The sequence below is a fragment of the Erythrobacter sp. A6_0 genome, from assembly GCF_017744235.1.
Classification (GTDB): domain Bacteria; phylum Pseudomonadota; class Alphaproteobacteria; order Sphingomonadales; family Sphingomonadaceae; genus Qipengyuania.
Map to the genome: position 1 here is coordinate 552,306 of NZ_JAGHQR010000001.1, position 21,610 is coordinate 573,915.

Genomic DNA, 21,610 nt, shown 5'->3' on the forward strand with positions numbered 1-21,610 from the left:
GCGCCCATGCGCGAAACCGCTTACGCCAAGATCAACCTCGCGCTGCATGTCCGCACGCGGCGCGAGGATGGCTATCATGAGCTCGAAACACTGTTCGCTTTCGTCGAGGCGGGCGACATTCTGACTGCTCGGCCCGCCGGGCGCGACGAGATCGCCGTAGTTGGAGAGTTCGCAAACGGTCTCGACAATCCGTTCGAAAACCTTGTCGCCAAAGCGCTTTCCGTATTGCCGCGCTCGGAAGGGCTGGCGATGACGCTCGAAAAGAACCTTCCCGTCGCCGCTGGTTTGGGAGGCGGCTCCGCCGATGCGGGAGCGGTCTTCCGGATCGTGCGCGATCGCCATGGCTTGCCCGATGACTGGTCCGCCCGCGCAGCTAAATTGGGTGCGGACGTTCCAGCCTGTGTCGAAAGCCGCACCTGTATCGGGCGTGGGACGGGGACCGAGCTCGAACCGCTGGACGACACCAGCCTCGAAGGGCTTTACTGCCTGCTCGTCAATCCGCGCGTGCCCCTGTCGACCGGCCCGGTGTTTCGCGCCTGGGGCGGCGAGGATCGCGGTCCGCTGCCTTCCGGCACGGCGCGAGACATCGCTCTGGCGGGGCGCAACGACCTCCAAGCGCCCGCAATATCTCTGTGTCCTGCGATCGCCGGTGTTTGCACCGCGCTGGATGAAACCAACCCGCTCCTGCAACGTATGTCCGGTTCCGGCGCGACCTGCTTCGCGCTTTATGAAAGCGCCCAGGCGTGCGAAGAGGCAGCCGCGCAAATCGCCGAGGCCCATCCTGGGTGGTGGCGCATGCAAGGCGCGTTGAGATGGTAATGTGATGCTGATCGAAGACAGACCCTATCGCCAGGTGGGCGAGGCCGGACCGGCCGAATTGATGTGCGTCGCGGATCACGCGTCGAATTTCGTGCCGGACGGTATCGAGCTCGGGATCGATCCCAAACTGCTCGATGAGCATATCGCGGTCGATATCGGTGTGAACGGCGTCGCGGATCGGTTGGCGCGGCGGCACCGCATTCCGGCGCATATAGCGACGGTCAGCCGGCTGGTCTGCGATCTCCACCGCAAGGAGGACGAGCCGGCAGTCGTCCCTTCGGAAAGCGACGGGCATCTGATCCCTGGCAATATCGGCGCCAATATCGACCGGCGGCTCGATCTTTATCACCGCCCCTATCACGAGGCGCTCGGCGAGATGATCGACCGGGTTCGCCCGAAACTTCTCTTGGCGGTCCACAGCTTCACGCCCGAACTTGCCACCAGCTCGCAGGAGCGACCCTGGGAGATCGGCCTGCTCTACAATCAGGACGATCGCGCCGCGCGCCACGCTATCCGACTGTTCGGGCAGCAGGGGCTGACGGTCGGCGATAACGAACCCTATTCGGGCAAGCAGCTTAACGCCACAATGGACCGGCATGCCGAAGCGCGCGGGATACCCTACCTCACCCTGGAGATCCGGCAGGATCAGATCGTTACCGAGGCAGGTCAGGCGCGCTGGGCGACGATGATCGCCGATGTGGCGGGCCGGGTGCTGCTCGCGCTTGAGAGTGCATAAGGAAAGCTAGGGCCGCGGCCCCTTGCCACAAGCCGTTCTCCCGGCGAAAGCTTGAACCTCGCACGGATGAAACCCGGTCTATCCCGGATGACGGAGAGTGACATGCCGCAATTCGACAAATCCCGGCTCCCCAGCCGCCACGTCTCGGTCGGCCCCGAGCGCGCGCCGCATCGCTCCTATTACTACGCGATGGGCCTCAGCGAGGAAGAGATCGCGCGGCCCTTCGTTGGCGTGGTGAGCGCGGGCAACGATTCCGCGCCGTGCAACACCACGCTCGATGCGCAGGCCGATGTCTGCCGTCGCGGCGTGGAAGAGGGCGGCGGTATGCCGCGCCGCTTTAACACGATAACCGTGACCGACGGTATCGCGATGGGCCATCAGGGCATGAAGAGCTCGCTCGTCAGCCGCGAAGTGATCGCCGACAGCGTGGAATTGTCGGTACGAGGCCATTGTTACGACGCGCTGGTCGGCTTCGCCGGATGCGACAAGAGCCTGCCCGGCATGATGATGGCGATGCTGCGGCTGAACGTGCCGAGCATCTTCGTCTATGGCGGGTCGATCCTTCCGGGAACCTATGCCGGGCGAGACGTCACGGTGGTCGATGTGTTCGAAGCCGTGGGACAGCATGCCGCCGGCAATTGCCCGCTGAAGGATTTGACTGCGCTCGAAAAGGTCGCCTGCCCGGGCCACGGCGCGTGCGGTGGACAGTTCACGGCGAATACCATGGCGTGCGTCGGGGAAGCGATCGGATTGTCGCTTCCGAACAGCAATATGACGCCAGCTCCTTACAGGTCGCGTGAGGAAATCGCGGTCGCTGCGGGGCGTCAGGTGATGGCGCTGGTCGAACGCAATCTGCGTCCGCGCGATATCTGCACGCGCGCCGCATTCGAGAATGCCGCGCGCGTCGTCGCGGCAACCGGGGGATCCACCAACGCAGCGCTTCACTTGCCCGCAATGGCGCATGAGGCGGGTATCGCATTCGATCTTCACGATGTGGCAGAGATATTCAAATCAACGCCTTACATCGCAGACTTGAAGCCGGGTGGTAAATATGTCGCCAAAGACATGCACGAGGCCGGCGGCGTTTATATGGCGATGAAGACGCTGCTCGATGGCGGCTTCCTCAATCCCGAGCCTCTGACGGTGACCGGCAAGACGCTGGGCGAAAACATCGAAGAGGTTACCTGGAATCCCGATCAAAAGGTCTTCTACGACGTCTCCAACCCACTCACTCCCACCGGCGGTGTCGTCGGCCTGAAGGGCTCGCTCGCGCCCGATGGAGCGATCGTGAAGGTCGCTGGGATGGCCCGCCTGCAATTTACCGGCCCGGCCCGCGTCTTCGAATGCGAGGAGGAAGCATTTGCCGCAGTCGAGGCGCGCGACATCGCCGAAGGCAGCGTGATCGTGATCCGTTACGAAGGGCCCAAGGGCGGTCCGGGCATGCGCGAGATGCTCGCCACCACGGCTGCGCTGTACGGCCAGGGCATGGGCGAGAAGGTCGCGCTGATCACCGATGGACGGTTCAGCGGCGCGACGAGGGGCTTCTGTATCGGCCATGTCGGGCCCGAAGCGGCCGAGGGCGGCCCGATCGCGCTGGTAGAAGATGGCGATACCATCGCAATCGACGCCGAGGCGGGGACGATCGACCTTCTGGTCGACAAGGCCGTGCTGGACGAACGCCGTCTGGCGTGGCAGCCGCGCGAGCATGATTATCAGTCCGGAGCCTTGTGGCGGTACGCCCAGAATGTCGGCCCTGCGCACGAAGGCGCCGTCACCCATCCCGGTGCGGCGCGCGAAACGCATATGTTTGCCGATATCTAGCCTGCTCTTGCTGGCGGCCTGTTCCGGCGGGCCAGTACAGGAACAGGCGGAAGAGGGCGCGGTTCGCGTGGACTGCGCGGTGACACCCGGCAGCGACTTCGCGCCGGACTGCCTCGTCGAGCTGGACGGCGACACGCTTGTGATCCGCCATCCCGACGGGAGTTTCCGGCGACTGGTCCGCGATGGCGATGGCTTCGCCTCGGCTGACGGGGCTGCCGAGCCTGTCATGGGAGGCGCAGACGACAGGATCGAATTCACTGTCGATGGCGCGCGCTATCGCTGGCAGAAGGGGCAGCTCGATGGGCGATAATGCAGTTCTCTCGGTCGAACGGATGCGCGCGATCGAGCAGGCGGCGATGCGGGATGGCGTCGACGAATGGGAGCTCATGCAGCGCGCGGGCAGGGGTGTTGCCGATTGGGTCGCTCGCATGGCTGCGGGACGATCCGTTGCAGTCTTGTGTGGTCCTGGCAACAATGGCGGCGATGGCTATGTTATCGCAGAGGAATTGCGACTGCGAGGTCATGACGTCACGGTTGTTGCGCCTGTCGAGCCGAAGGGGGCGACGGCCCGGAAGGCGCGGACGAATTTCGCTGGATCGACCGCGGAATCGGGCGATCTGGATCGATCCGTGATAGTCGATTGTCTGTTCGGATACGGGCTGGACCGCCCTGTCGAAGGAGTGTTCGCGGCGCTTCTCGAGGCGCTGTGCTGCAGCGACGCCTACAAGATCGCCATCGATGTTCCCAGCGCGGTCGCCAGCGACAGCGGAGAAGCGATGGGGCCGGTGCCGCAATACGATCTGACGCTGGCCCTCGGCGCCTGGAAGCGCGCGCATTTTCTGATGCCCGCCATGGCGAAAATGGGTGCGAAGCGTCTTGTGCCGATCGGATTGGAGATCGCGACAGCGCTATCCTCGGCTTCAGAGCGACCGAATCTCGCTGCGCCGCTGCCCGATAGCCACAAATACCGCCGCGGGCTTCTGGCTGTGGTGGCCGGGGCGATGCCGGGCGCGCCGCTGCTTGCCGCGAAGGCGGCGATGCGAGCCGGGGCCGGTTACACCAAGCTGCTGAGCGAGCACTCACACCCCGACGCGCCAGCCGAGCTGGTGATCGAGGGCGATGCTTTCGATCAGGCCTTGGCGGATGACCGGATCGATACCGTTCTCATCGGACCGGGGCTAGGGCGCGAAGAAGCCGCGTCGCGAAAGCTGACAGCGGTTCTGAACGCGGGCAAACCGAGCGTGCTCGATGCCGATGCGCTATACCTCTTGACGCCCTATCGACTTGAACAGCGGGCGAACACTACCTTGATCCTGACGCCCCATGAGGGGGAATTATCCAGTCTTTGCAGCAGCTTCGACATCTCAGCCAGTAATAAGCTCGATAGAGCTTCAACTCTTGCTGAGGTCACAAACGCGTTTGTATTGGCCAAGGGGCCGGACACCGTGCTCGCCTCCCCCGATGGGCGGACAGTCTTTTTCCCGCGCGGCTCGAGCTGGCTTTCGACGGCGGGGACCGGGGATGTGCTGGCAGGTCTGATCGCCAGTCGGTTGGCGCATCACGGTGATGGAATGCGGGCCGCGCAGGAGGGCGTCTGGTTGCATCATGAAGCGGCGCGCATAGCCGGACCGGGCTTCACGGCAGGCGATCTGGCCGAGACGGTGCATCTGGCCTTGGCGGCGCTTTCGTGACCGGTTCGCCGATTATCCGCATCGCTGCCAAAGGCGATGGCGTCGCAGAAGATGGGCGTCATGTCTCTGGCGCCGTTCCTGGCGACACGATGTTGCCGGATGGTACTCTGGAACCCGGTCCACACCGCGCGACGCCGCCCTGCCGCCATTTCGCGCGCTGCGGGGGCTGCCAGTTGCAGCATGCGGACGATGCCGCGCTGCTCCAATTCGTCACCGATCGTGTGACGTCTGCCGCCGCTTCGCAGGACATTTCGGTCTGCGAGCTTCTGGAGACGCATCTCTCGCCGCCGCAGAGCCGCCGCCGTGCGACGCTCCACGGATTGAAGGCAGGGGGGAAATTCCTGCTCGGATTTCGGGAGGGAGGATCGCATCGCATCGTCGATATTGCCGAGTGCCCGATCCTGCGACTCGAACTGTTCGCGCTCGTGCCTCGCTTGCGGACTATGCTTGCGCGGATCGCGAGCGAGGCGCCGGTCGATGTCGCGCTGACGCTGACGGATCAGGGCGTGGATTGTACGCTGAGCGGTGTGACGCTCGACGGATTGGGGCCGACCGAGGCCTTGCTCGACTTCGCGCGGGATCACGGGCTGGCGCGGCTTTCGCTCGATCAGGGGTATGGAGGCGAGACGCTGTGGGAGCCTGAGCCGGTCACCGTGACGCTGGGCGGCGTCGCGGTCGGTTTTCCGGAACAGAGCTTTCTCCAGCCGACAGAGGATGGAGAAGCAATTCTGGCGGCGGATGCGCGCGCTTTTACGGATGGAGCCGGTACAATCGCCGATCTGTTTTCGGGCCTCGGCACGTTCGCCTTTGCGCTATCGGGAGCGGCGAAGGTCCTGGCAGTCGAAGCGGCGCGGGATGCGCATCTGGCTTGCAAGAGCGCTGCAAACGCGCAGCGACTGCCGGTCCACGCCCTGCATCGCGATCTTTTCCGCAATCCGCTGCAGCCGGAGGAGATTTCCCGGTTCGACGCCATTCTTCTCGATCCTCCTCGCGCCGGTGCCCGCGAGCAGATCGCGGCCGTCGCGAACAGCGAGGCGAAGCGGGTGGTTTACATCAGCTGTAATCCCGCCAGCTGGGCGCGGGATGCCAAGACGCTGATCGACGCGGGATTTCGCCTTGAGAAATTGCGGCCTGTCGGTCAGTTCCGCTGGTCGACCCATGTCGAGCTGACCAGCCTGTTTGCGCGTTGATCTAAACGTCAACCAAGGTCGAGATTTGGGTGTTCTTACACTGTAAAATATACGGAAATCAGCGCGGCTGAGCCAACGCTTCCAACAGCCGCTCTTCTAGCCAGGCGCGGGCATGCGGCTCGACATAAGCGTGCCCGGCGCGCGGACAGCGTGCGATGCGGGTATCGGCGGTGTCCCAATTCTCGATGAAGACCTGCGCGGTCCGGTCGGCTTCTGCGAGGAGGATGCGGACTGGCCCTTCGAAACTGGAGAGACCGCTGCGCATTTCCCCGGCGAGCGTGCTGGGTGCCGCTTTCGGCCCGGCGGCCCGTGCGATACCGCGCAAAAGCTTGCGGTAATCGACCCCGCCGGACAGCAGGCGAGCGATTTCGCGCGGGTTCTTGAGTTTGGCGAGATAGCGCGCGCGGATCGCGCTGGCGGGCGGAGTCGCGTCGGATTCGCCATCTTCTTCCGCGTCCTTGATCGTCCAAGGGTTGGACAGGACCAGCGCATCGCAGCCCCCGCCGCCTGCCAGCATCAGCGCGCTCGCCGCGTCGCAATTGCCGAAACCGACCACGCGCTCGACGTTCGGTGCCGCGTCGCGAAACGCGGTGAGGGCGGCGGCGATATCCGCCCCCTCGTCACGAAAACTGCGGTTCGTACCTTCGCTATCGCCGATCCCGCGGCGATCAAACCGGAAGACCGGATATCCTTGCCCGGCAAGCGACGCCGCGAGCGCGGCCTGGCCCGAAAACGCCCCGCTGCGGATCTCGTTGCCGCCCGTTACGAGCAGGAGGCCGGTTGCGTTCGCGCCCTCGTCGAGCGTGGCGGCCAGCCGGTCGCCTTCGCACAGGAACGTGAGGTGGCGGCGCGTCATGCTGCCAGCTCCTTCGCGAGCATCGCAGCCAGAGCGTCCGCCTGATCGCTGTCTTCACTGGGTTCGGCGCGCAGCCACAGAGGCGACCCGCCCAAAGCGGCCTGGTCGATGGTTTGCAGGCGCGGATCGGCAGGTATCTCGGCCTGTTCGAGCTCCGAGATCATGGCGGGCGACAAATGCCATCCGGCAAGCTCCAGCCCTTCGCTGCGCCCCGTTTCCAGCAAGGTTTCGACCTTTTCCTCGCGGCCCGCTTCGCGTGCGGCTATCGTGCGCGCTCGCAACAGCGCGCGCAGGATCTGGCGGCCTTTCGGCGGCGCGTAGAGAAAGCCCGGCAATGCGGGTGGCACCATCAGCGCACCGCCGCGAATGGCGAGGATATGCGTCGCCTGGAAGCGATCCGCCGCTTCGGCGGCAGCGGCCCGCCAGTCTGTCAGCGATTGGTTTTCGAGTGGCGCCGGGCTTTCGTTGCAGCCGGGCAGATCGGGCAGCACGCTGTCGATCCCCGTCCGATAGAGCCGTCGCATCACCTCGACGATCTGTCGCCGCAGCTTGTTATGTTCGTCGAACAGCGGGGGCAGGATCAGCAGGCGCGCCGTGCGCCCCATGTCGAAGCTCAGCGCCATTTCCCGGCTGTGCTCGCCTGCGCCATCCGGCGCGTTCCAGCTGGCGTACACGCGCGCCGGGCTCAGCTCTCGATGGCTTTCGCCTCGGCGAAGGCGAGGAGGCCGCCATAGGTTTCGAGCATTTCCCCGTCGACGTCGTCGTCCTCGATCACGATGTCGAGGCGATCTTCCATTTCGGTGAGAAGACCCGCAACCGCCATGGAATCGAGTTCGGGCAAGTGGCCGAACAGGCCCGTTTCGGCATCGAAGCGCTCCACCCGGTCCTGGTCGAGGCCGAGCACGTCGCGCAGGATTGCGCGCAGGGTGGCATCCACTTCGCTGCGGCTCGGACCGGTCGCATCGGTCTGCAGCGCGTCGGTCTGGACAGCTTGGGTCCGGCTTGCGGTCATGGCGAAATCATCCCCTGGTAATACGCGGCATCGCGCTTAACCGTGCGTTCGGCGCGAAGCAAGCCGACCCGCAAGTGTGTTGGTCAGCAGGCCCCAACCCTTCTCCACCGCCTTGGCGGCAAGAAGTGCGGCCCCGCGCGGCTGACGCCAGTCGATGCAGGTGAGGGCGTAACGCGGGCGTTCGGTATCCATCCAGTCGCGTTTGTAACTATCGCTGCCCGTGCCGAAATCGACCAGATCGACGCCATCGCGATCGATGACATGTTCGAACAGGGCCGCGCTCAGCGTGGTTCCGGCGGACAGGTGTCTACGCTCGGAATCGTAGGCGAGCTTGTGAATATAGGCGGTGCCGCCCTCCACGCTCCAGAATTGCGCGGCCACCGGCTCGCCCTGATGGCGCGCAATCCCCATCCTGAGCCGGCCCGCCGCCCCTTCGGCCCGCGCGAACGCTTCCAGAAGCGCGGCGTCCCGTTCCTCGCTCTTCCAGCTGCGCGCATAGATGGCGCGATAGGCTTCCCAGTCTTCGGGTACGAATTCGGTTGCGATCGAGACTTCGACTTTCCCGGCCTTGCGCTTCAGAGTCGAGCGCATTTGGCCCGACCGATCTGCCCAATAATCGGTGAAGCTGCGCCCCTTCACATCGAGCACATGATTGGTGTCGCAGACCGAAAGATGTGCGATCCAACCGGCTTTTCTAAAAGCGCGCGCGAGCCGATCGGCGCTGCCATCTTCGCCCGGCAGACATTCCAGCGCCACCCAATGCGTGCGGGTCTTGAGATCGCGGGCGATATTGGTCAGCAAAGCGTCACCCAGGGGGCCCATGGGCGCGAGGGGACGCCAGGTGAAGGCGAAGAAATGATGCAGGCTTTCGAGCCTGCGTCCTGTCCAGGTCAGCGGCAAAGCGGCCATGCCGAGATCCCCTGCCGCGATCGCGAAGAGGGGGGCGGCGCCATAGTCTTCGAGCAGGCGATACCAGTCGGTCCGATCGAACGGGCTTACCGCGAATTGATCCAGGGCTTGAAGGTGGGGCACTTGCAGTTTGCTAACACTCTCGTGATAGCAGACGCTGGCATGGGGCGCCGCCGAGGCGGTTTCTTCCCATGACGCCACTGAAGAATGCATTGCCGTCAAACCGTCCTCCAGGAGCACTCATGCCGATCGCGCCAGACCCGGTTCCGTATCCGCTCGACCATCTGGTCGAGCGCGGCGAAGACGAAGCACCGGCGCTCATACTGCGTGACCGGCGGTTTAGCTATCGAGAGTTAAGAGCGCGTATAGCATGCCTTGCCGGGTGGCTGACGGAGCAATTGCCGCAAGGCGCTCGGGTGGCGAGCTGGGCGGCAAAGGGAGAAACCACCTGCCTGCTTCCGCTGGCGGCGGCGCGCGCCGGGTTGGTGCATGTGCCGATCAATCCGCTGCTGAAGCGGGCACAGGTCGCGCATATCCTGGCCGATAGCGGTGCCGGAATGCTGATCGGAACCCGCGCGCGGCTTGCCACGCTGGAGCCGGGTGATGCGCCGGGCGACTGCCGCTTGCTGGACGAGGAGGAATGCTGGCACGAGGCCGATGCGCTGAGCGCCGATCTCGGCCCATCCTCGCGCGATCCGCTCGATCTGGCCGCGATCCTCTATACCAGCGGTTCGACCGGCAAGCCCAAAGGCGTGATGCTGAGCCATGCGAATATGTGGCTGGGCGCGGTCAGCGTGGCCAATTATCTCGGCATGGAAGCGGACGATGTCACGCTCGCGGTCTTACCACTGAGTTTCGATTACGGTCAGAACCAATTGTTTTCCAGTTGGATTGTCGGCGCAGCCGTAGTGCCGCTCGATTACCTGTTCCCGCGCGATGTCGCGAAAGCCTGCGCCCGGCACGGCGTCACGACGCTGGCTGCCGTGCCGCCATTATGGGTTCAATTGACCGAGATCGAATGGCCGGACGGATCGGCGGACACGCTGCGGCGATTGACCAATAGCGGCGGGGCGCTGACCCGCGAACTGGTCGGCGATCTCAGAGCGCGGTTCCCGCAGGCGCGGCTGTTCCCCATGTACGGGCTGACCGAAGCGTTCCGTTCGACCTATCTCGATCCGAATCTCGTGGACAGCCACCCCACGTCGATGGGCAGCGCGATTCCCTTTGCCGAAATTCTCGTCGTGACCGACGAAGGCGCGCTGGCCGCGCCGCAGGAGGAGGGCGAGCTCGTCCATTGCGGGCCGCTGGTGGCGCAAGGCTATTGGCAGGACGAGGCGCGCACTTCCGAGCGCTTCAGACCGGCACCGAAGGACAGCGAATATGGCGGCATGGCGGTCTATTCGGGCGACCGTGTGCGCCGGGATGCGGACGGATTGCTGTATTTCGTCGGACGGCGCGACGCGATGATCAAGAGCGCGGGCAATCGCATCAGCCCGCAGGAGCTGGAAGACGCCGCGCGCGCCACCGATCTCGTTAGCGAAGCGGTGGCTCTGGGCGTGCCCGACGAACGGCTGGGTCAGGCGGTCCATCTGGTGGTGCGGGGCGATGCGGGGCGCGACGCCGACCTCAAAGCGGCGCTGGCGAAGGAGCTTCCGAATTTCATGCAACCGCAGAGGATCCACTGGCGCGAGACGCTGCCGGTGAACCCGAACGGAAAGCTCGATAGAACTTTAATTTCACAACAGATAATGGCGGAGATCCGCGCATGAGCGAGACGGGAAAACCGGTCGGACCCATCCCGGCGGGGTACGAGACGCGCGATGGCGAATTGGCCGTGGACGGTGAAACGGCCTCGCAACTGGTCGAGCGGGCGGGGCGAACGCCGCTCTTCGTCTATTCGAGCGCGATGATGTCGCGCCGCGTCGCCGATCTGCGCGCGGCCATGCCCGAGCGGCTGAAAATCAATTACGCCATCAAGGCCAACAGCTTCGCGCCCGTGTTGGCGCATATGGCCGGTCTGGTCGACGGGCTCGACATCGCGTCGGGCGGCGAGCTGGACATGGTGCGGGCGGCCGGGATTGACTGCGCGCGCGTCAGCTTCGCCGGACCCGGCAAGCGCGACAGCGAGTTGGAAAACGCCATCCTGCATGGCGCGACGCTCAATCTGGAAAGCGAAGGCGAGGCGGAGCGCGCTCTCGCCATTGCCGAGCGGACGGGCAAGACGCCGCGCCTCGCAGTCCGGGTCAATCCCGATTTCGAGCTCAAGGGATCGGGCATGAAGATGGGCGGCGGGGCCAAGCCGTTCGGTGTCGATGCCGAACGCGTGCCTGCGCTTGCGCGCCATATCTTCGACGCAGGGGCTGAATGGAGGGGCCTGCATATCTTCACCGGCAGCCAGGCGCTCGACGCCGAAGCGGTCGTGGACGCGCAGGCCAATGTCCTCGATCTGGCGCATCGGATCGTTGAAAAAGCTGGTGTTTCCCTACCCAAACTCAACATGGGTGGAGGTTTAGGGATCCCCTATTTCCCAGGCGATGCGCCGATCGATACGGCCCGTATCGGCGCCGCGCTGGAGGAGCGCTTCGCAGCTCTGCCCGATGCGATGGCCGATACGGACTTCTTCATCGAACTCGGGCGCTATCTGGTCGGAGAGGCCGGGGTCTATCTGACCCGGATCGTCGATCGCAAGACGAGCCATGGGGAGACCTATCTGGTGACCGATGGCGGCCTCCATCACCAGCTCGCCGCCTCGGGCAATTTCGGCACCGTCGTGCGGCGCAATTACCCGGTCGCGATCGCCACGCGCTTCGCCGAGGAGAAGGCCGAAATCGCCAATGTCGTCGGCTGCCTGTGCACGCCGCTCGACCGGTTGGCGGACAAGGCCCACCTGCCGCATGCCGAAGTCGGCGATATCGTCGCAGTGTTCTGCGCCGGAGCCTATGGTGCCAGCGCTTCGCCGAGCGCGTTTCTGGGGCAGGGACCGGCTGCCGAAATCATGGTCTAGATCATTGTCCCGATCTGGGACGATGGCTTCACAACCGCCGCAATCTCGGGCATTCTGGCGTGTGGATAACCGTCTGTTCACCTTTCTACTGCATTAAGCGCGGTGAAATCGACAGGGGTGGCGGCGCGTTCTGAGCGCGCGTGCCACCGCTCACGCTATTGTCAGGACTTACCCTTATGCGTTTCAATCGCTTGTCTGCCGTGATCGCGACATGCTGTGCGGCGATACTGAGCCTATCGGGCTGCGCTTCGTCGAGCGCGGGCGGCGAGCTTCCGCCTGCCACTTTCGTCGCCTTGCAGGAGGGGCCGGGCGAGGATTACGTGATCGGCCCGCTCGACAATCTCACCATTCACGTCTGGCGCAATCCGGAACTGGGCGCGGAGAAGATCCAGGTGCGGCCCGACGGGCGCATCACCATCCCGCTGGTCAAGGATATGCCCGCCGTCGGCAAGACGCCGTCCATGCTGGAAGAGGACATCCGCCTCCAGCTCAGCCAGTATATCGAGGATCCGCTGGTCAGCGTGATCGTCAACGAATTTGCGGGCACGTTCAGCCAGCAGGTCCGCATCGTCGGCGCCACGGAAAAGCCTGCCTCGCTTCCCTATCGCGCGAATATGACCGTGCTCGACGCGATGATCGCGGTGGGCGGGCTCAACGAATATGCGGCGGGCAATCGCGCAAAGCTGATCCGGTTCGACAAGCAGTCGGGCCGCCAGCGCGAATACGATCTGCGCCTGACCGATCTGCTGCGGCGCGGCGATAGCGACGCGAACGTCATGCTGAATCCGGGCGATGTGATCATCATCCCCGAATCGGTCTTCTGAGGATCCGTCCGCGATGAACGAAGTCTTCGAGGAATTGCGCGCAGCGCTGCATCAGGTGTGGAACCGCCGCTGGCTGGCGCTGGCGGTGGCCTGGGGCGTCTGCGTCCTCGGCTGGTTCGTGGTCGCGATGATTCCCAACAGCTATATGAGCCAAGCGCGGCTTTACGTGCAGCTCGACGATGTGCTGTCCGAACAGCTCGATATCTCGGGCGACGGCAGGCAGGAGATGACCCGTGTGCGCCAGACGCTGGCGAGCAAGGTCAATCTCGAAAAGGTCATTCGTGGAACGCGCCTTGGCGAGGATATCGCGACCGACGGCGAAATGCAGGGCGCGATCGACGATCTGACCAAGGCCGTGACGATCAAGAGCGAGCAGGACAATCTGGTCGAGATCGCCGCGACCATCGGCAAGAGCGATCTTAGCGATGCGGAAAACGCCAAGCTCTCGCAGGAAGTCGTCCAGAGCCTGATCGACATCTTCCGCGAAGAAAACATCGCAGGCAATCGCGGCGAAGTGGCCGATACGATCGTGTTCCTCGACCAGCAGCTCGAAGATCGCAAGGTCGAGCTGGAAGCTGCCGAACAGCGCCGTCTGGCCTTCGAAGCGCAATATCCCGAGCTGATCGGCGGAAGCGGATCGGTCGGCAACCGGTTGCAGACTCTGCAGACCGAAATGCGCGGCGTGGATGCGGATATTGCCGCTGCGCAATCCGCGCTTGCCGGAATCAGCGGCCAGCTTTCGGGCACGCCGCGTACCATCAGCATGCCAGGCATGGGCGGCGGGGCGAGTGCGGCGCTGGCGCAGGCCGAAGCCCAGCTTGCCGGGATGCGCTCGCGCGGCCTAACCGACAGCCATCCCGACATTCAGGCGACCGAACGCCAGATCCAGCTGCTGCGCCGTCAGGCGTCGCGCGAAGGCGATGGATCGGTGGGCGCACCCAATCCCGCCTATTCGTCGCTCGTCGCCATCCGGGTCGAGCGTCAAGCCAATCTCCAGGCCCTGCAAGCTCGCAAGGCGGCGCTTCAGTCGGATATCTCCTCGCTGATCGCCGCGCAGGCGCAGGAGCCCGAAGTGGCGGCGGAGGCCAATCGCATCAGCCGCGATTACGAGGTTCTGAAAACGAAATACGACGAGCTTTTGCAGGATCGAGAGGAAATGCGCCTGCGCGGCCAGGTCCAGACCGAGCGCAGCTCGCTGCAGTTTCAGGTGGTCGATCCGCCCGCCGTCCCGCGCAATCCCGCAGCGCCCAACCGGCCAATCCTGCTGCTCGGCGTGCTGTTCGCCGGCCTTGCTGCCGGGGCAGGCACTGCGTTCGTGATGAGTCAGTTGCAGGCGAGCTTCACGACGGCCGAGAAGCTGGAACGCGTGCTCGATCTTCCTGTCGTCGGGACGATATCGCGTTCGATGACCGAAATGCGCCAGGCGCAGCAGCGCAAGCAATTCAAGCAATTCGCCGGAGGTTTGGCGGGGCTGGTCGGGGTCTGTGTGATCCTGCTTGCCGTCGAATTCATCCAGGTCGGATCGGTGGCGTGAGGAGCGCGTGGTGAACAAGCCAACCAAGATCGTGCCGCTCGACGGGAGTGATGAGCGGGAGCTCGAAAAGGCCGCCAAGCCCGCCAAGCCCGCCAAGCCCGAGCGCGGTTCGCTGCTGGAGCGCGCGAGCGGCGCCTTCGGCTTGGACCGGCTGATGCCGGCCCGCGTGCCTGCTAAGCTGCCCGAAGGCAAATCGGTGCGGATGCCCAAGCCCGTGAAAAGTGCGGGCCCGCCTGCAGCCGCTCCCACAGATCCGGTACAAGCGACCGCCCCGGCGGCGGCGGCTGCGGCTCCGTCCGCGCCCGTGTCGGCAAAACCGATCGACGACGACGTGCCTGCCGCGCGCCTGCCGCGCGATCCCAGGCCGATCGACCGGAAAAACCTGCGTAAACAGGGCTTCGTCAATCCTGATGCCGGGGCCAGCGCCCTGCGCGAGGAATTTCGCATCGTGAAGCGCCAGGTGCTCGCCACCGCGCAAGCCGATGGCTCCCCGCTATCGCGCCGCGTTCTTATCTGTTCGCCCCATACCGGCGAGGGCAAAACGTTTTGCGCGGTCAATCTCGCCCTCTCCATGGCGAGCGAGCGCGATATCGAAGTCGTGCTGATCGATGCCGATTTCGCAAAGCCTTCCATCATGTCGACCTTCGGTCTCGGTAACGTGGGGGAGGCCAAGCGGGGCTTCATGAATGCGTTGAAGGACGATTCCATCCGGCCCGAAGAATTGGTCGTGGCCACCGACGTCGAAGGCCTGTTCCTTATGCCGGCGGGAGAGCGGACGGGATCGGACGCCGAATATCTCGCAAGCGATCGCACCGCCGAGGTGCTGGACCGCCTGACTCGCGGCGCGAAAAACCGCATTCTCATCTTCGACAGCCCGCCCGCGCTGGCGGCATCGCCCGCGGCAGAACTCGCCAAGCATGTCGGCCAGTCATTGCTGGTAGCGCGCGCCGATGCGACTGCAAGAGCGGCGCTGGAAGACGCAGTCGATCTTCTTTCCGCCTGTCCCGATATTCGCCTTATCCTGAACGACGCGACGTTCAGCCCGAGCGGACGCAAGTTCGGATCCTATTATGGGTATGGGGAGTAAGCCCATGTCATTACGCACTTTATCGGTGTTGCTTGCCGGTGCGACCCTGATGGGCGGCCTGCCAGCGCACGCACAAACCTATCCGGGCCGCGACGGTGGCGGCGGCGCCAATGCTTCCGGGCAGGGCGCCGGACAGGGCGACGGCGAGGAAGCTGTGGGCGAACGCCGGGGCGGTCGCCGTCTCGCGGTCGAACCCTATATCGAGGCCTCGCAAATCCTTACCGCGCAGCTTTCGCCCGGCAACGATGTCGTCACCTATACCCAGCTTGCGGCAGGCGTGGACGCCTCGCTCAACGGACGCCGCAGCGCGGGCACGGTGTCCCTGCGCTACGAGCGCAATTTCGGTTGGGGCGATGCGGCGGACAGCGACACGATCACCGGCGTGGCGCGCGGCTCGCTAGAGGTGGTGCCTCGCACGGTAACGCTGGAGGCCGGAGCGCTCGCCGCGCGGACGTCGATCGACGGCAGCGGAGCCAACGTCTTCACCGGCCAAAACAATGCCGATTTCACGACGCAGACCTATTCGGTCTATGCCGGCCCGCGCGTCCAGACCCGCGTGGACGATGTCGAAGTCACCGGACAATATCTGATCGGGTACACGAAAGTGGAATCGCCGGATGTCATCACGGCGAATGGCGATCCTGTCGATGTGTTCGATGAAAGCGTGTCCCAGCAGGCGCAGGCCCGCGCGGGGTTCGCGCCCGGCACCTATCTCCCCGTCGGAGTGGGCGTGGGCGCGGGATATTACCGCGAGGATGTCAACACGCTCGACCAGCGGGTGATCGACGCCAATGTCCGCGCCGATGTGACCGTTCCGATCACGCCCACGCTCGCCGTGGTCGGCGGAGTGGGGTATGAGGATGTCGAAGTGTCCAGCCGCGATGCGGTGCGCGATGCGAATGGCAATCCGATCCTCGGCCCCGGCGGTCGCCTCGTCACCGACGAAGGCAGCCCCCGCACCATCGCTTTTGAAGCCACCGGCCTGATCTGGGATGTCGGCGTGCTGTGGCGCCCGAGCCGCCGGACCTCGCTCCAGGCCGGATATGGACGCCGCTACGACAGCGACACGTTCTACGGCAGCTTCAGCTTCTCGCCCAATCCCGACACCAACCTTTCGATCGGCGCTTTCGACGGCATCCGCGGCTTTGGCGGACGCCTGACCAATTCGCTGTCCGCGCTGCCGACCGATTTCGACGTCGTGCGCGATCCGATCACCGGGGCGGTGGTCGGCTGCGTCAATGCGGTCACGGGGGGGAGTTGCCTCGACGGACTGCTCGGCTCGATCCGCTCCTCCGTCTTCCGCTCGCGCGGAGCTGCGGGCAATTACTCCCGCCGCGTCGGCCGCTACACCGCGGCGATCAGCGCAGGCTACGAACAGCGGGAATTCATCGGCGCCCCGGGCACGGTGCTGGCGGCTGCCAATGGCGTGATGGACGAAAATTACTATGTCTCCGGCACGGTCGGCGGCGAGATCGGCCGCCGCGGTACCTTTACCGTGGCGACTTACGCCAACTGGTTCGAAGGCGGGTTCGGCGCGAACGATCTGTTCGGGCTCGGCTCGTCCGCCTCCTACTCGCATGCGTTCACGCAAAGCCTGTCGGGCCGCGCGGCGGTGGCGCTGAATTATCTCGACAGCGATTTCACGACCGAAGATCTCAAGACCGCTTCGGCCCTGGTCGGCTTGCGCTACGGTTTCTGATAGGACCCCTCACATGTACGAACAGTTCTACGGTTTTTCCGAGCGGCCCTTCCAGCTTACGCCCGATCCGGCCTATTTCTTCGAAAGTATCACGCACAAGAAGGCGCTGTCCTATCTCGGCTATGGCCTGAACCAGGGCGAAGGCTTTGTGGTCATCACCGGCGAGGTCGGCTCGGGCAAGTCCACTCTGGTCGCCCACCTCAAGGAGAAGCTCGACGACCGGATGAGCGTGGGCGAAGTCGTAACCAGCGCGCTCGACGGCGAGGAAATGATCCACGTCGCCGCGCGCAGCTTCGGGCTCGATGTCGAAGGACGCGACAAGGCAGCTGCCCTGGCCGCGATCGAGCACTTCCTTCACGAAGAGGCACGCAACGGCAAACGCTGCCTGCTGATCGTCGATGAATCGCAGAACCTCTCGATCGGCGCACTGGAAGAGCTGCGCATGCTTTCGAACTTCCAGCTCGGCGCGCATCCGCTGTTGCAGACGCTGTTGCTTGGCCAGCCGGAATTCAAGCGCCTGCTCGCAGGTTCCGACGAACTAGAACAATTGCGCCAGCGCGTTATCGCCGCGCATCATCTTGACGCGATGCAACCGGGCGAGATCGAACCCTATGTCCGCCACCGGCTGAACCATGTCGGATGGGATGGCGAGCCAGCTTTCGAGCAAGGGTTGTTCACTCGGATGCATAAGGCGACCGGCGGCATTCCGCGCAAAATCAATCAGGTCATGACGCGGTTGCTGCTTCTGGGGGCAGTCGAAGAACAGTCGACTATCGATCTCGCCATGCTGGAAGCGGTGATCGAGGAAATGGCGGGCGATTCTTCCGCCGAAGATTCCCCGGTCGACGATCGCATCCGGCCCGACCCCAGCAAAAAGGCGGCTCAGGCCGTCGCCGAGGCGAAGCGCGAGGAATCGGATCGTGCGCGTGCATCCACCGCTCCGGCGGAAGATCGCGGTGTCGAACAGGGCCTCGCCGAAGCGCAGATCGCGGCGATCGAAGCCGCTTTCGGCGGGCACGAGAACCAGATCGCAAAATTGCGCCGCGACGTTTCCGAATTGCAGCAGGCGGATCAGGCATCGAACGCAGGCGTTTCCGAAGCCATCGAGGAGCGTCTCGCAACCATGGAAGCGCGCCTTGCCGAACAGGAAGCATCGATCCGCCACGTTCTCGAACTGCTGATCGAGCACTTCGAATCCGATGGACGGCGAGCGGCCGCCTGAGGCGAGGAGGTTTGGCTTGGAACAGCGCAGGATAGCATCCTCTCGAATTCTCAATGGCTTGTCGGTCGATGTGGAGGATTGGTTTCAGGTCGGCGCGTTCGAAAACACTATCGATCGCGTCGATTGGGACGGCTTGGCCCTGCGCGTGGCGGACAACGTCAAATTCGTGCTCGACCTGTTCGATGCGTGCGAGGTCAAGGCGACCTTCTTCACGCTTGGATGGGTGGCGGAACGCGAACCCGCCGCGATCCGATCCATCGTGGAGCGGGGGCATGAATTGGCCAGCCACGGTTACGATCACGCCCGTGTCTTCACCCTGACGCCTGAACAATTCGCCGCCGATCTGGCCAAGACGCGCACCATTCTGGAAGATGCGGGCGGCGCGGCCATCACCGGCTATCGCGCGCCCAGCTTTTCCATCGATGCGCGCACTCCCTGGGCGCACGAGGTCCTCGCGGAACAGGGCTATCGCTACAGTTCCAGCGTCGCTCCGATCGTGCACGACCATTACGGATGGCGCGATGCGCCGCGCTTCGCTTTCCGCCCAGTGGAGGGCAGCGAGCTCGTCGAGATTCCGGTAACGACCGCGCAGATCGGCGAGCGGCGCCTGGCGGCAGGTGGGGGCGGTTTTTTCCGCGTCCTGCCCTATGCGTTCTCCCGCTGGGCAATCGCGCGCGTAAACGATCGCGATGAACGGCCCGCCATCTTTTATTTCCACCCGTGGGAGATCGATCCCGATCAACCGCGCATGAAGGACGCTCCGCTGCGTTCGCGGTTGCGTCATTACACCAACCTTTCGACCATGGCCGACAAGCTGCGGCGATTGGCAGGCGATTTCAGCTGGGGCCGGATGGACGAAATCGCCCGGATCGAAGCGCAACGCTGCGTGCCCTTCGTATCGTGAACGCGCCGACGCGCCTTGCCGTGCCGAGTGTGTCGCTGGCCCATCTGACCGATCCCGACGAAGCCGCGCGGATCGAACGCTTCGTCACGCAGCAGGGCGGATCGGTGTTCCATCGCCCGCTTTGGCTGCGTGCGATCGAACGGGGGACCGGCCAGCAGGCGATGGGGCTCGTGTTGGAGCAGGCGGGCCAGCTTACCGGGTGGTTGCCGCTCACTCTGGTGCATTCCCCGCTATTCGGACGGGCGCTCGTTTCCAGCGGCTTCGGAGTCGGCGGTGGCGTGCTTGCGCAACGGCGTCACGATGCCGAAACCTTGTGCCGTGCGGCTGAGGAACTGGCGCTCCGCCATCAGGCCGTCTCTGTCGAATTACGTGGCGGGGATGCTCCCGCAGACTGGCAGGTTACGACGACAAGCCATTGTAATTTCGTGAACGATCTGGCCGAGGATGACGAGGCGCAATTGCTCGCCATTCCGCGCAAGGCACGCGCCGAAGTGCGCAAGGGTCTGAAGACCGATTTCGAAATCACCATCGGGTCGGACGAGGCGGACCGCGTGGCGCATTATGCCGTCTACGCCGAAAGCGTTCATAATCTCGGCACGCCGGTCTTCCCGCGGCGCCTGTTCGACGCCGTGCTCGACGCGTTCGGTGCGGAGGCCGATATCCTGACCGTGCATCACGACGGCACGCCGGTCGCAAGCGTGCTGTCGCTTTATCATGACGACGGGAAGGGCCCCACCGTCATGCCCTATTGGGGTGGCGGTACCTATGCGGCGCGTGGGCTGCGTGCGAACGAGCGGATGTATTACGAATTGATGCTACATGCCCGCAAACGCGGATGCACGCGCTTCGATTTCGGACGTTCCAAGACCGAGAGCGGACCGTATTTCTTCAAGAAGAACTGGGGCTTCGAACCGGAACCCCTGACATATTCGAGATGGAGCGCTCCGGGCGTCGCGGCGCGCAATATCGATCCGACCGATGAAAGCTATGCGCGCAAGATCGCGCTCTGGAAACGGCTGCCCCTCCGGCTCGCCAACGCCATCGGCCCGCATATCGCGCGCGGACTGGGATAGGCGAGGGTGGGAGATATCCTCTTCCTCGCGCATCGGGTGCCCTTTCCGCCCGATCGCGGCGACAAGATCCGTTCGCATCATCTGCTCAAGGGATTGGCGAAACTCGGCCGCGTGCATGTCGGTACCTTTGCCGAAACCGAACAGGACCGGGCGCAGGAGGCGAGCCTTGCCGAAATCGCTGCCAGCCACTGCATGCCTACGCGTTCCAAGCCGCTGGCGCTGGCAGGGATCGAAGCGATGGTCCAGCGGCGAGCGGTCAGCCAGACGGCCTTCCATGACAAGACCCTGTCCGATTGGGTCGCCGCGACGCTCGCTTCGCACCCGATCGACGCGATTTTCGTGTTTTCGGGCCAGATGGGTCAATATGTGCCAGCGGATTTTGCCGGGCGAGTGATCATCGATCTCTGCGACGTCGACAGCGCGAAATTCGAAACCTACGCACAGGAAAGCGGATTTCCGCGCTCTTTTCTCTACGCGCGCGAGGCCGAGTTGCTGTGTCGCGAAGAAATACGCCTGGCCAAGTCGGCGGACACCACGCTGCTGATTACGGAGAAGGAGGCGGATATTCTGCGCGCTCGCCAAGGCACGCAGGGGGCCGATATCCGCGCGCTGGGGAACGGAGTCGATACCGGCTTCTTCGATCCCGCCTCGACCGAACCGCATCCGGCGCTAAGGCGCGATACGCCGCAATTGGTTTTTACCGGCCAGATGGATTATCCGCCCAATATTGCAGCGGTCGAACGCTTTGCGGAGCGGATCCTGCCTCGTATCCGCGAGAGTGTTGCGGCGGATTTCCACATCGTCGGCCGTGCGCCGACCGCCGATGTTTCGAAACTCGGCCGGTTGGACGGCGTGACGGTCTGGGGCGAGGTTCCGGACGTTCGCCCCTTTCTGCGCGGCGCGACGGCCGTGGTGGCTCCGCTGATGTTGGCGCGCGGCGTGCAGAACAAGGTGCTGGAGGCCATGGCGATGGCGCGCCCGGTTCTCGTCAGCGATGAAGCGGCCACGGGCATCGATGCCAGCGACGGTGAGAATTGGTATATCTGCCGTGATGACGAGGCTTTCAGAGAGCGAGTTTTGGAATTGGCAGGCCAGCCGGATCGCGCCAAGGAGATGGGGCGGGCCGCCCGCAGCTTCGTGATCGAGGAAATGAGTTGGGCAGCGGTCGAAGCGGGACTTGCGCGGATAGTAGGGCGGTCCGATGTCTCCTGCCATCATGCAGCCTGATC

The 21,610-nt window shown here is 64.3% G+C and carries 20 protein-coding genes; 16 read left to right on the forward strand and 4 right to left on the reverse strand.

Annotation, left to right across the window (positions count from 1 at the left end; translation table 11 throughout):
• The first annotated feature begins 6 nt into the window (after positions 1-6).
• The 6 genes from J7347_RS02795 to J7347_RS02820 all read left to right on the forward strand — a co-directional run bounded on the left by J7347_RS02795 (position 7) and on the right by J7347_RS02820 (position 6,257).
• Entirely contained in the window at positions 7-819 is an 813-nt protein-coding gene (locus J7347_RS02795) for a 4-(cytidine 5'-diphospho)-2-C-methyl-D-erythritol kinase (RefSeq protein WP_209160737.1), read from the forward strand.
• A gap of 4 nt (positions 820-823) precedes the next feature.
• Positions 824-1,555, forward strand: a complete 732-nt coding sequence (locus J7347_RS02800) for an N-formylglutamate amidohydrolase (protein ID WP_209161202.1) — start codon at positions 824-826, stop codon at positions 1,553-1,555.
• An 87-nt stretch (positions 1,556-1,642) separates the two neighbouring features.
• On the forward strand, positions 1,643-3,376 hold the full coding sequence (ilvD, locus tag J7347_RS02805; RefSeq protein ID WP_209160738.1) for a dihydroxy-acid dehydratase: 1,734 nt from the start codon (positions 1,643-1,645) through the stop codon (positions 3,374-3,376).
• The gene (locus tag J7347_RS02810; RefSeq protein ID WP_209160739.1) at positions 3,363-3,686 is read left to right on the forward strand and encodes a hypothetical protein; all 324 of its coding nucleotides are present in this window, start codon (positions 3,363-3,365) and stop codon (positions 3,684-3,686) included. The genes ilvD and J7347_RS02810 overlap by 14 nt, the downstream gene beginning before the upstream one ends.
• Complete coding sequence (locus tag J7347_RS02815) at positions 3,676-5,067, forward strand: NAD(P)H-hydrate dehydratase (RefSeq protein WP_209160740.1); 1,392 nt, start codon at positions 3,676-3,678, stop codon at positions 5,065-5,067. Before J7347_RS02810 ends, J7347_RS02815 begins: the two co-directional genes overlap by 11 nt.
• Positions 5,064-6,257 (forward strand): class I SAM-dependent RNA methyltransferase, encoded by a 1,194-nt coding sequence (locus J7347_RS02820; protein ID WP_348521541.1) that lies wholly within the window; start codon positions 5,064-5,066, stop codon positions 6,255-6,257. The genes J7347_RS02815 and J7347_RS02820 overlap by 4 nt, the downstream gene beginning before the upstream one ends.
• Positions 6,258-6,315: 58 nt before the next feature.
• Here the strand turns inward: J7347_RS02820 and J7347_RS02825 are convergent, their stop codons facing one another.
• Genes J7347_RS02825 through J7347_RS13240 form a run of 4 tightly spaced genes read right to left on the reverse strand, consistent with a single transcriptional unit; the run spans position 6,316 to position 9,157 of the window.
• Complete coding sequence (locus tag J7347_RS02825) at positions 6,316-7,113, reverse strand: hydrolase 1, exosortase A system-associated (protein ID WP_209160741.1); 798 nt, start codon at positions 7,111-7,113, stop codon at positions 6,316-6,318.
• Positions 7,110-7,787: a hypothetical protein gene (locus J7347_RS02830; protein ID WP_348521542.1), complete on the reverse strand. Its 678-nt coding sequence runs from the start codon at positions 7,785-7,787 to the stop codon at positions 7,110-7,112. Before J7347_RS02830 ends, J7347_RS02825 begins: the two co-directional genes overlap by 4 nt.
• A gap of 11 nt (positions 7,788-7,798) precedes the next feature.
• Positions 7,799-8,125, reverse strand: a complete 327-nt coding sequence (locus J7347_RS02835; RefSeq protein ID WP_082851350.1) for a phosphopantetheine-binding protein — start codon at positions 8,123-8,125, stop codon at positions 7,799-7,801.
• Positions 8,126-8,161: 36 nt separating this feature from the next.
• Complete coding sequence (locus J7347_RS13240) at positions 8,162-9,157, reverse strand: GNAT family N-acetyltransferase (RefSeq protein WP_348521543.1); 996 nt, start codon at positions 9,155-9,157, stop codon at positions 8,162-8,164.
• Between the two features lie 119 nt (positions 9,158-9,276).
• Between J7347_RS13240 and J7347_RS02845 the strand changes: the two genes are divergently transcribed.
• The 10 genes from J7347_RS02845 (at position 9,277) to J7347_RS02890 (ending at position 21,608) form a co-directional block, all read left to right on the forward strand.
• Positions 9,277-10,803: an acyl-CoA ligase (AMP-forming), exosortase A system-associated gene (locus tag J7347_RS02845; RefSeq protein ID WP_209160742.1), complete on the forward strand. Its 1,527-nt coding sequence runs from the start codon at positions 9,277-9,279 to the stop codon at positions 10,801-10,803.
• Complete coding sequence (locus tag J7347_RS02850) at positions 10,800-12,038, forward strand: pyridoxal-dependent decarboxylase, exosortase A system-associated (RefSeq protein WP_209160743.1); 1,239 nt, start codon at positions 10,800-10,802, stop codon at positions 12,036-12,038. The genes J7347_RS02845 and J7347_RS02850 overlap by 4 nt, the downstream gene beginning before the upstream one ends.
• 176 nt (positions 12,039-12,214) lie before the next feature.
• Positions 12,215-12,862, forward strand: a complete 648-nt coding sequence (locus tag J7347_RS02855; RefSeq protein WP_209160744.1) for an XrtA/PEP-CTERM system exopolysaccharide export protein — start codon at positions 12,215-12,217, stop codon at positions 12,860-12,862.
• Between the two features lie 13 nt (positions 12,863-12,875).
• The gene (locus J7347_RS02860; RefSeq protein ID WP_209160745.1) at positions 12,876-14,396 is read left to right on the forward strand and encodes an XrtA system polysaccharide chain length determinant; all 1,521 of its coding nucleotides are present in this window, start codon (positions 12,876-12,878) and stop codon (positions 14,394-14,396) included.
• A 10-nt stretch (positions 14,397-14,406) separates the two neighbouring features.
• Positions 14,407-15,483 carry an AAA family ATPase gene (locus J7347_RS02865; RefSeq protein WP_348521544.1) on the forward strand — a complete coding sequence of 359 codons (1,077 nt, stop codon included), beginning with the start codon at positions 14,407-14,409 and terminating at the stop codon, positions 15,481-15,483.
• A 4-nt stretch (positions 15,484-15,487) separates the two neighbouring features.
• Complete coding sequence (locus tag J7347_RS02870) at positions 15,488-17,182, forward strand: preprotein translocase subunit YajC (protein WP_209160746.1); 1,695 nt, start codon at positions 15,488-15,490, stop codon at positions 17,180-17,182.
• Between the two features lie 13 nt (positions 17,183-17,195).
• The gene (locus J7347_RS02875; RefSeq protein WP_209160747.1) at positions 17,196-18,404 is read left to right on the forward strand and encodes an XrtA/PEP-CTERM system-associated ATPase; all 1,209 of its coding nucleotides are present in this window, start codon (positions 17,196-17,198) and stop codon (positions 18,402-18,404) included.
• Positions 18,405-18,450: 46 nt separating this feature from the next.
• The gene (locus J7347_RS02880; protein ID WP_348521572.1) at positions 18,451-19,308 is read left to right on the forward strand and encodes an XrtA system polysaccharide deacetylase; all 858 of its coding nucleotides are present in this window, start codon (positions 18,451-18,453) and stop codon (positions 19,306-19,308) included.
• Entirely contained in the window at positions 19,305-20,381 is a 1,077-nt protein-coding gene (locus J7347_RS02885; RefSeq protein WP_209160749.1) for a FemAB family XrtA/PEP-CTERM system-associated protein, read from the forward strand. Before J7347_RS02880 ends, J7347_RS02885 begins: the two co-directional genes overlap by 4 nt.
• A gap of 6 nt (positions 20,382-20,387) precedes the next feature.
• Entirely contained in the window at positions 20,388-21,608 is a 1,221-nt protein-coding gene (locus J7347_RS02890) for a TIGR03087 family PEP-CTERM/XrtA system glycosyltransferase (protein ID WP_209160750.1), read from the forward strand.
• Positions 21,609-21,610 lie beyond the last annotated feature (2 nt).

Bases quoted from the DNA above. Each gene is read 5' to 3' on its own strand.
- J7347_RS02795 (WP_209160737.1), top strand. From the start codon at position 7: ATGCGCGAAACCGCTTACGCCAAGATCAACCTCGCGCTGCATGTCCGC.
- J7347_RS02800 (WP_209161202.1), top strand. From the start codon at position 824: ATGCTGATCGAAGACAGACCCTATCGCCAGGTGGGCGAGGCCGGACCG.
- ilvD (WP_209160738.1), top strand. From the start codon at position 1,643: ATGACGGAGAGTGACATGCCGCAATTCGACAAATCCCGGCTCCCCAGC.
- J7347_RS02815 (WP_209160740.1), top strand. From the start codon at position 3,676: ATGGGCGATAATGCAGTTCTCTCGGTCGAACGGATGCGCGCGATCGAG.
- J7347_RS02825 (WP_209160741.1), bottom strand. From the start codon at position 7,113: ATGACGCGCCGCCACCTCACGTTCCTGTGCGAAGGCGACCGGCTGGCC.
- J7347_RS02835 (WP_082851350.1), bottom strand. From the start codon at position 8,125: ATGACCGCAAGCCGGACCCAAGCTGTCCAGACCGACGCGCTGCAGACC.
- J7347_RS02845 (WP_209160742.1), top strand. From the start codon at position 9,277: ATGCCGATCGCGCCAGACCCGGTTCCGTATCCGCTCGACCATCTGGTC.
- J7347_RS02850 (WP_209160743.1), top strand. From the start codon at position 10,800: ATGAGCGAGACGGGAAAACCGGTCGGACCCATCCCGGCGGGGTACGAG.
- J7347_RS02855 (WP_209160744.1), top strand. From the start codon at position 12,215: ATGCGTTTCAATCGCTTGTCTGCCGTGATCGCGACATGCTGTGCGGCG.
- J7347_RS02860 (WP_209160745.1), top strand. From the start codon at position 12,876: ATGAACGAAGTCTTCGAGGAATTGCGCGCAGCGCTGCATCAGGTGTGG.
- J7347_RS02870 (WP_209160746.1), top strand. From the start codon at position 15,488: ATGTCATTACGCACTTTATCGGTGTTGCTTGCCGGTGCGACCCTGATG.
- J7347_RS02875 (WP_209160747.1), top strand. From the start codon at position 17,196: ATGTACGAACAGTTCTACGGTTTTTCCGAGCGGCCCTTCCAGCTTACG.